Below are 9,748 nucleotides of genomic sequence, written 5' to 3' on the forward strand. Positions count from 1 at the left end.
TTAATTTTTGTTTTTCCCAGACAAAAGTCGACAATAAAATTGACCAATTGAAGACTGAAGAAGATGTTCAAGAATTTGTTCGTTCAGTTTTACCAAATGATTCGACATTAAGAAAATTTCAATTACTGAGGATTAAAGATTTCAATGAACATGTAGTAAGTAGTAATCTTTATCAAAAGGTTGCAGACAGTTTGAATATAAATAATACTTTTTACAAAGGAGATTTTGATGAAAATGGCTTAACTGATTTGGTTTTTATTGGAGATAATAAATGCTGCAAAGGCGGATATTATGATAATGAAAAAAAGAAATTTCTTGATTTTTCATCAAATTTCAGTGCTCTTGTTCTTTTTGATTTCGGCACACATTATAGTATCAAAGAATTAACTCCCAATCATTTTGATTGTGTCGTTCCAAGAGTTATAAAAGAAGAAGGAAAATATTACATACAAGTATTTTATGTTCAAAGTATAGAAGATTTTACGTCAGACAATTTAAGATTTAAAGAAAAAGTAATAAATAAAGTTCTTACGTACAAATTTGGAAATTTTGTAGAACATAATTCGGCACCTTCTAACTTTAAAATTCAAAAAATTCAATTTTCAACTTCTGGCTGTTATGGAACTTGTCCTATGTTCGATTTAGAGCTAAATATACCAAATGAGATTTCAAAATTAAGAGCCCGTCATAATAATTTTAGTGAAGAACAAATCGATTATAAGGATTTTGAAAAGGAGGAAGGAAATTTTTCTACAATTATACATTTCAAGGATTTTTTGGAACTATCAGATATTATTAATTACAAAGTTTTCACCAGGCTTAATAATGATTATTGGGCAAATTGGACAGACGACCAGACTTCTGTTATAATGATTTCTTATGACAATGGAAAAACAAAAACTATTAGGGATTATGGATTAGTTGGCACCTATGGCTTAAAACTATTGTACAAAAAATTATTTGACATTCGTTTCAATCAAAACTGGAACGCAGTGACAGGAAAATAAGCAAATTACTATTTTAGCAATTGTTACATTCTTTCATAAATTATGCAATGAAATTCTTTTTTAACGTATTCTCTTTACTTCTATTGCTATCTTGTTCTGCACAAAAACAAGATAGCAATTACCTACAAATCCAATACAAAGCTGGTGCTTGTTTTGGATTTTGTCCAGTGTTCGAAATCACCATTAATCCTGATAGAACTGCCACCATCGACGCCGAAAGATTTACCTTTTCGGAAGGACGAAGCAAAGATGATTTTTCATTAGAAAAAGAAGGAGTTTTCACGACAACAATTAAGAAGAATGACTATGAAAGGCTTGTTCAGCTTTTGAATGAAGCAGATATCAAGTCTTTGAAAAACCGCTATGGAGATCGAAATATCACCGATTTACCCACTTCTCACCTAATCATCAAATTCGCAGACGGTACAGAAAAAGATATCGAAGATTATGGCAAATCAGGAACTGAAAGGCTTATTGCAATTTACGATTTTATAGAAGCGCTTCCCAAGAATCAAGAATGGAAAAAAGTAGAATAATTTTTAGCTTCAAACCATATAAAATAATGAATTCATCATTTCTTTTCTAAAGAAAAAACGATATAAAAATAAATAGTCTATCTTTGCCAACTATTTCGCGGCATTCTTAAGCCAATTAATTAAAGCTTTGTAGGAATCTGGTATTCTTCTTACGCTCTTATGCTCAAAAATGTTGAAGTAAAATACTTCGCCCGCATACATTTTAAACATTTATTAAATTGTTATTTACTGACTTAAAATTAATTAAGCCCATCTTAGATGCGCTTCAACACGAGGGTTATGAAAAACCCACTCCTATTCAACAAAAAGCGATTCCTTCCGTATTAGAAGGTAGAGACTTATTAGGAACAGCACAAACTGGAACAGGAAAAACCGCAGCATTCGCGATTCCAATTCTTCAAAATTTACATTTAAAAAACCAGAAAAATCGTCATATCAAAACGTTAATTCTTACGCCAACACGAGAATTAGCGATCCAAATCGAGGAAAGTTTTCACGCTTATGGCAAGAATCTTCCATTAAAAACATTGGTAATCTTCGGAGGTGTTAAGCAAGGTGCTCAAGAAGCCGCTCTTAGAAGAGGAACCGACATCTTGGTCGCAACACCTGGAAGATTACTTGATTTTATCGGACAAGGTATTGTTTCGCTCAAAAATCTTGAAATCTTCGTCCTTGATGAAGCCGACAGAATGCTTGATATGGGATTTGTACATGATGTTAAGAGAATTATTAAACTATTACCTCCAAAACGTCAAACTTTATTCTTTTCAGCAACTTTTCCAACCGAAATTGAAGAATTAGCTAACTCGATGTTGACCAAACCTGTAAAGGTGGAAGTTGCACCCGTTTCTTCAACTGCAGACACGATTAAGCAAGCCATTTATTTTGTAGATAAAGAAAATAAACTTGATTTGTTGACACATATTCTACAAAATGATATTTCAGAATCGGTTTTGGTTTTTTCAAGAACAAAACACGGTGCTGATAAAATTGCAAGAAAATTGCAAAAAAGTCAGATCACCGCTGAAGCAATCCACGGTAATAAATCGCAAAATCAGCGTCAAAATGCTTTAGGAAACTTCAAATCGGGTAAAACAAGAATCTTGGTTGCAACCGACATTGCGGCTCGTGGAATTGACATTGACGAACTGAAACATGTTATCAACTTTGAGCTTTCCGACGTTTCTGAAACATATGTACATAGAATCGGTCGTACTGGTAGAGCTGGTGCAGAAGGACAATCAATCTCATTTGTGGATGGATTAGACCTTATTAACCTTAAAAACACAGAAAAACTTATTGGGAAAAAAATTCCTGTGGTCAAAGATCATCCTTATCATACCGATGATTTGACGGTTCAAAAAAGGGACAGCAATAACAAACCTTTCGTTCCAAAGCCAAAACCTCAGTCAAGAGAAGATGTTGGTTTCAAAAAACCGAAAAATAAAGGATTTTTTAGAAAAAAATAACCTCCCATTTTCAAAAATTCGCACAATTAATTCCATAATAAAAGGCTAACCGATTGGGTTAGCCTTTATTATTTATTTTAGATTCTTTATTTAGAATTTACCAATATCTTGACGATAATATGCATAATCAAAATTGATTGAAAGCGCGTCATCGTACACTTTTTCTCGTGCTTCTTCGTAAGTATCACCAGTAGCAACTAGGTTAAGAACTCTTCCTCCAGTAGTAAGGATTCTATCTCCATTCGCAGAAGCTCCAGAAAACAAGACATCACTCTCATCTACTTTGTTAATTCCTTTGATTTCAAAACCAGTATCAAATCTTCCAGGATAACCTCCAGAAGCCATTACCAAACAAACTGCTTTTTTGTTTTTGAAACTTAAATTAATCTCGTGACCATCAATACAATCCATAATCACATCATACAAATTATTCTCCAAAAGAGCCATCAAAACCTGAGTTTCAGGGTCACCAGAGCGCATGTTGTACTCTAGAAGATGACAACCATCCTTGGTAACCATCAAACCAAAAAACATAAATCCAGAGAAATTAAGATATCTGTCATTAAGCCCTGCCAAAGTAGGATTCAAAATGTTAGCTTCAAAATCTTCAAAATGCGCTTCTGTGAACTCTGGACTTGGTGCAACACTTCCCATACCACCTGTATTAGGTCCTTTATTACCATTTCCAGCTTTTTTATAATCTTTTGCAGCGATACAAGGGTAAATTTTCTTTCCGTTGGAAAAGGCAATAATAGAAGCTTCAAATCCTTCTAAATATTCTTCAATCACTACTTGAATACCAGCATCTCCGTAGATTTTGTCAATCATGAAATCATGGATCGTTTTCATTGCCTCATCTCTGTTAAGCGCAATTACAACTCCCTTTCCTTGAGCTAGACCAGAAGCTTTCACCACAACTGGATAATTCTTCTGAGCTTCCAGGTGTGCTTTTGCATCAATATAAGAATTGAAAATATGTGCAGCTCCAGTTTTAACACCATATTCTTGCATAAATTGCTTAGAATAAGCCTTGCTTCCTTCCAAAAGCGCAATTTTCTTTTCTGGTCCAAAGATTTTCAAACCTTTCTTCTTGAATTCGTTAACAACACCTTCAACCAAAGGAGCTTCTGGACCTACAATAGTAAGGTCGATAGCTTCTCTTTCCGCAAAAGAAACCAACTCATCGATTTTAGTAATATTAACATTAGTTCCTAGCTTTGCAGTGGTTGCATTTCCCTTTGCAAAAAATAATTCGCTAACTCTCGAATCTTCAGCCAATTTCTTTCCAAAAGCGGATTCTCTTCCTCCGTTTCCTATGATTAGTATTCTCATTTTGATTTTTTAGTATTTTACAAATTTACAAATTTGACACTGAACAATAAAATTAAATTGCACAAGAATGTGCCGATTTTATAACGTTTTCAGCAAATTTTAATTAATGTAGAAAATGACGCATCCCAGTAAACTGCATCGGAATTCCGTATTCGTTGGCAGCGTCAATACTTTCCTGGTCTCTCATACTTCCACCTGGTTGAATAAGTGCTTTGATTCCTTCCTTAGCACAGAAATCTACGACGTCTCGGAACGGGAAAAAAGCATCAGAAGCCAATACCAAATCTCCACTGAATTTTTCTTTAGCTCTTTGTACAGCTTGTTCAGTTGCCCAAATTCGATTGACTTGTCCACCTCCAATTCCTAAAGCTTGAATTCCGTTAGAAACGACAATTGCATTGGATTTCACATATTTAACGACACGTTGAGCGAAAAGCAAAGCTTTTTGTTGTTCCGCAGTTGGCTCTGTTGAAGTCATTGTTTTGATATCCTGAGAAAACTGATTATCATTGTCTTGAACCAAAATTCCGCCATCAATTTTCACCCAAGTCTGCGCATCGGAAACTTGATTTTTAATTTTAATAATTCTAAGGTTCTTTTTCTTTCTTAAAATTTCTAAAGCATCCAAATCAAATTCAGTTGCCATTACAATTTCTAAGAAGGTTTTATTCAATTCTTCTGCTGTTGCTGCACTTACTTTATAATTCATAGCTACAATTCCACCAAATATGGAAACGGGGTCGCATTCGAAAGTCTTTTGATAGGTTTCTAAAGCGGAAGCTCCAATTGCTACACCACAAGGCGTGGAATGTTTAACCGCACAACAAGCCATATCTTCTTTGAACTCATTAACGACTTTCCAACACAAATCCATATCTCTTAAATTATTGAAAGACAATTCTTTTCCTCCCAATATTTCAAAATCTTTCATTGCTCCGTTTTCAATCGTTGAAACGTAATAAGCCCCAGATTGATGTGGATTTTCACCATACCTCAAATCAGAAACTTTTTTGTAGGAAGCATTCAAATAGGTTGGATATTCTTCTTCCAATAACATTTTAGAAATTGCTGCATCATAAGCGGAAGTTAAATTGAAAACTTTTCCAGCTAATTTTTTACGTGTTTCTATAGTTGAGTCACCAGAATTTTGTATTTCTTCCTGAACTTTAGCATAGTCAGAAACGTCCGTAATAACCGTAACACTCTTGAAATTTTTAGCAGCAGAACGTAACATAGAAGGTCCACCAATATCGATGAATTCGACCTTTTCGTCCAAAGAAATGTCTTTGTTAGCGTTCTCGAAAAACGGATAAAGGTTAACAATAACCATATCAATTAAACCGATTTCGTATTCAGCAACGGTTTTCATATGCTCTTCGTTATTGCGAACCGCCAAAAGTCCACCGTGAACCTTCGGATGCAAAGTCTTTACTCTACCATCCAACATTTCGGGGAAGTTGGTCACTTCATCAATCTGAATTGGATTGAGTCCTGCATTTTTAAGGTGCAGAAATGTACCACCTGTTGAAATGAGTTCGTAGTTTTGATTTTCTAAAAATTGAGCAAACTCTGTCAATCCAGTTTTATCGGAAACAGAGATTAACGCACGTTTTTTTGACATTTTTATTTAGATATTAGATGTTAGATTTCAGATATTAGATATTAGATTTTTTTATTTCATCATGGAATAAATTCCAAGGTTATATATTTTCGTTCCTTCGGAATGAATTCCGAGGCTAATCATATTCGTTCCTTCGGAACGATTAGTTCAATATTTTTTCAATTGCCTTTGGGAAAATATCGTATTCAACTTTATGGATTTTTTGAGCTAAAGTTTCGGGTGTTTCGTTTTCAGCAACACCAACCTTTCCTTGAAGAATAATTTCGCCTTCATCAACGCCTGCAGTTACAAAATGAACTGTTGCCCCACTCTCCTTTTCTTTTGCATTAATTACAGCTTCGTGAACGTGATGTCCCCACATTCCTTTTCCGCCAAATTTTGGTAACAAAGAGGGATGAATATTGATGATTTTTCCATTCCATTTTTCAGTAAAACCTGAAGTAAGAATCGACAAAAACCCTGCACAAACAATTAAATCGGTATCGGTTGGAAAAACTTCATTCAGTCTATCGCAAAAATCCTTTCCTCTCTTCAATAGAAGATATGGAATATTTTCATTTTCTGCACGCTGAAGTCCAAAGCATTCTCTATCGGCAACCACCAAAGAAACTTTCGCATTGGAAATTTCTCCCGCCTTAATACAATCAACAATCCTCTGCAAATTGGTACCAGAACCGCTTACTAAAACAACTATATTTTTCATATACAAGAGCCAGGAACCAAGAACCAAGACCAAGAATAATCTCGTGTCTCGATTCTCGTGTCTATTCTAAAATTATTTTCTCTTCATTTTCAATAATTTCACCAACTAAATAAGCGTTTTCAATAAGTGACAATGCTTTTTCAGCTAAAGATTCGTCCACTACGACAACCATTCCAACGCCCATATTAAACGTTCCGAACATTTCCATTCTTTCGATGTTTCCTCGTTTTTCTAACTCTAACATCACGTCTGGAATTTGGATTTTTGAAGTATCAATCTTCGCACATAAATCATTTGGAATAATTCTAGGAACATTCTCGATTAATCCTCCTCCAGTAATATGAGCAATACCAGAAACTTCAAGGTTTTCTAATAATTTGAAAACATCTTTATAGTATAATTTGGTTGGAACCAAAAGTGTTTCATACAATGGCTTTCCTTGGAAATCTTCTTCAAAATTTGGGAAAATTTTTCTCACCAAAGAAAATCCATTGCTGTGAAATCCAGAACTTGGTAACGCAATAATTTTATCTCCCGTTTTGATTTTAGAACCATCAATAACTTGATCTTTTTCTACAATACCAACGCAGAATCCAGCCACATCGTAATCTCCAGGTTGGTACATTCCAGGCATTTCTGCGGTTTCACCTCCAATTAAAGCACATTGATTGTCTTTACAAGCTTTTACCATGCCCATTACGATTTCTGCGGCAACATCTGCATCCAGCTTTCCACAAGCTAAATAATCTAAGAAAAATAATGGTTTTGCACCGTGACATAAAATATCATTTGCACACATTGCAAAACAATCAATACCAATAGAATCGTACTTTTGGGTATCTAAAGCTATTTTTAGTTTTGTTCCAACACCGTCCGTTCCAGAAACTAAAACGGGATTTTTGTATCCACCAATTTCATAAAAAGCCCCGAAACTTCCCAAACCAGTAAGTACATTCTTGTTATGTGTTTCTGCAACTGCAGATTTAATTTTGTCAACTGTTTTGTAACCCTCTTCCTTATCAACTCCCGCAGATTTGTATGTGTTGCTCATTTTTATTTTTAGATATTAGACTTTAGATATAAATTTTGTATATAAAATTCAACTCAATATTATTTAAATTATTTAATAAAAAAAGCCGACAATCTTATCGATTATCGGCCGTTATTTTAGTTCAGAATTTTAGCGTCAGTCTTCTTTTCCTTCTTTGAAAGGTCTGGAAATTCACTAAAAATGTTCTGAATTTTCACTTCTTTTTTACTTTATGCAAAAGTAAGATTTTAAAATCAAATTCCCAAAATCGTTTTTAGATTTTAATATCATAAAAACAGAAAAAGTGTTTTCAATACTCAAATTTTGGCTAAAGCCATAAAATCTATTTTTTTTGTAGACGAGCTAGAGACTACCTCTATTGAATTGATTTAGATTTTATGCAGATAATTATTTTCAAAAAAACATTTCCAAAAATCGTCAACAAGAATTGTCTCGAAATTCCTTATTTTTGCACATTCAAAAAAAACAAACTATGGCTTCAGGATTTTTTGCTATTCTTGACGATATCGCAGCATTAATGGATGATGTTGCGGTGACAGCAAAGGTTGCAACTACAAAAACTGCGGGAATTCTTGGTGATGACCTTGCGGTAAACGCTGAAAAAGCGACAGGTTTTTTATCTTCAAGAGAAGTCCCTGTTCTTTTGGCAATCATGAAAGGTTCTTTTATCAATAAATTGATTATTATACCAATTGTATTTTTTCTTCAATGGTTGTATCCTCCTGCTACAAATATTGTATTGATTTTAGGTGGGTTTTATTTGGCTTATGAAGGTGTTGAAAAAATTATAGAATTCTTATTTCATCGTGACAAAAAAGGTCATGAAGTAATTGAAGAAGCTGATGAAATCGAAGAAGAAGGAGAGGATACCGAAAAAGAAAAAGTTCGTTCTGCCATTACAACAGATTTTATTCTTTCATTAGAAATTGTCATCATTGCTTTGGCTTCTGCTAAAGAAGGTTATGAAGCTTTAAAATCACAATTCGATCCTTTACTAGTCGAAATTACTACCGTTTCTATTGTTTCGATTATTGCTACTGTTGGTGTTTATGGAATTGTAGCTCTTATTGTTAGAATGGACGATGCTGGTTTCAAATTGATTAGAAAATCAAATGGAAAAGGATTTTTTAATTTTCTTGGTGAAACGCTTGTTAAGGCCCTCCCAATCGTAATAAAAGTTTTAGGTATTGTTGGAACGATTGCCTTGATTTTGGTTGCCGGTGGAATCTTTGCACACAACATCGATTGGTTGCATCATCATTTTTTACCAGAATTCAATGCAATGGCGAGAGAAGCTCTTTTAGGAATTATAGGTGGCTTGGTGATGATCCCGATTTTTACATTAGGGAAAAAAGCATTTTCTCTGGTTAAGAAATAACTTTTAAATAGATATATAAAAGAGCGTTCAGTATTTGATTGAACGCTCTTTTTTTTCAAATTTCATTTAAGAAAAACGAGATTTAACTAATTCTAATTTTTCTTGGAATTCAGTATTCTTTTCTTCGTCAATAATTCCTTTTCCAACTTCAAAAGTTTCGTTGAACTTAGGAAGAACAAAGTTAGTAATCACCTCTGCTCCACTAAATGGTGCACGTTTCATAAAAACTTCAGAAACATTTTTGCCACCTCCAGGACCTGGTGCTGTTGATAGAAGAAAAATGGGCTTGTCACCAAATGCTTTTCTATCTTTCACTCTTGAAACCCAATCAAAAACATTTTTGAAAGCCGCAGTATAAGCTGAATTATATTCTGCCAATGAAATCAACAAAAGGTCAGAAGCATCAATCTTTTGAGCAAATTCCACCGCCATTGGATGAAATCCAATGGCACGCTCTCTATCGGAGCTAAACAAAGGCATTTCGTAGTCGTTAAGGTCAAGCAATTCCACTTCATCATTGGGGAATTGAGCCGCCGCAAATTCAACCAATTTTTTGTTGATTGAATCAGAAGATATACTTCCTGCAAATGCAAGTATTTTCATATTGTAATAAATTTGGTTAAAGATAAAATAACTAACTTTATAAAAACT

At 34.1% G+C, this 9,748-nt stretch carries 9 protein-coding genes; 4 read left to right on the plus strand and 5 right to left on the minus strand.

Going from position 1 to position 9,748, the window contains the following annotated elements; genetic code table 11:
- From AC4AGG_RS13770 to AC4AGG_RS13780, 3 genes are all read left to right on the plus strand, one after another.
- On the plus strand, positions 1 to 1,007 hold a 1,007-nt coding region (locus tag AC4AGG_RS13770), incomplete at its 5' end, for a DUF6438 domain-containing protein (RefSeq protein ID WP_489772588.1).
- A 47-nt stretch (positions 1,008 to 1,054) separates the two neighbouring features.
- Complete coding sequence (locus AC4AGG_RS13775; protein WP_489772589.1) at positions 1,055 to 1,543, plus strand: DUF6438 domain-containing protein; 489 nt, start codon at positions 1,055 to 1,057, stop codon at positions 1,541 to 1,543.
- Between the two features lie 218 nt (positions 1,544 to 1,761).
- A complete protein-coding gene (locus tag AC4AGG_RS13780) occupies positions 1,762 to 3,012 on the plus strand; it encodes a DEAD/DEAH box helicase (RefSeq protein ID WP_489772590.1) in 1,251 nt (416 codons plus the stop codon).
- A 90-nt stretch (positions 3,013 to 3,102) separates the two neighbouring features.
- Here the strand turns inward: AC4AGG_RS13780 and purD are convergent, their stop codons facing one another.
- From purD to purM, 4 genes are all read right to left on the minus strand, one after another.
- The gene (gene purD / locus AC4AGG_RS13785; protein WP_489772591.1) at positions 3,103 to 4,344 is read right to left on the minus strand and encodes a phosphoribosylamine--glycine ligase; all 1,242 of its coding nucleotides are present in this window, start codon (positions 4,342 to 4,344) and stop codon (positions 3,103 to 3,105) included.
- A gap of 103 nt (positions 4,345 to 4,447) precedes the next feature.
- On the minus strand, positions 4,448 to 5,965 hold the full coding sequence (purH, locus tag AC4AGG_RS13790) for a bifunctional phosphoribosylaminoimidazolecarboxamide formyltransferase/IMP cyclohydrolase (protein WP_489772592.1): 1,518 nt from the start codon (positions 5,963 to 5,965) through the stop codon (positions 4,448 to 4,450).
- Between the two features lie 142 nt (positions 5,966 to 6,107).
- The gene (gene purN, locus AC4AGG_RS13795; RefSeq protein ID WP_489772593.1) at positions 6,108 to 6,668 is read right to left on the minus strand and encodes a phosphoribosylglycinamide formyltransferase; all 561 of its coding nucleotides are present in this window, start codon (positions 6,666 to 6,668) and stop codon (positions 6,108 to 6,110) included.
- Between the two features lie 61 nt (positions 6,669 to 6,729).
- Entirely contained in the window at positions 6,730 to 7,719 is a 990-nt protein-coding gene (gene purM / locus AC4AGG_RS13800) for a phosphoribosylformylglycinamidine cyclo-ligase (RefSeq protein WP_489772594.1), read from the minus strand.
- A 472-nt stretch (positions 7,720 to 8,191) separates the two neighbouring features.
- Here purM and AC4AGG_RS13805 point away from each other — a divergent pair, with 472 nt between their 5' ends.
- Positions 8,192 to 9,097, plus strand: coding sequence for a DUF808 family protein (locus AC4AGG_RS13805; RefSeq protein WP_489772595.1), 906 nt, complete (start codon positions 8,192 to 8,194; stop codon positions 9,095 to 9,097).
- Positions 9,098 to 9,163: 66 nt separating this feature from the next.
- Here AC4AGG_RS13805 and AC4AGG_RS13810 read toward each other — a convergent pair.
- A partial coding sequence (locus AC4AGG_RS13810) for an NADPH-dependent FMN reductase (protein WP_489772596.1) occupies positions 9,164 to 9,748 on the minus strand: 585 nt, incomplete at its 5' end.

The organism is Chryseobacterium sp. CG10_8, from assembly GCF_058117085.1.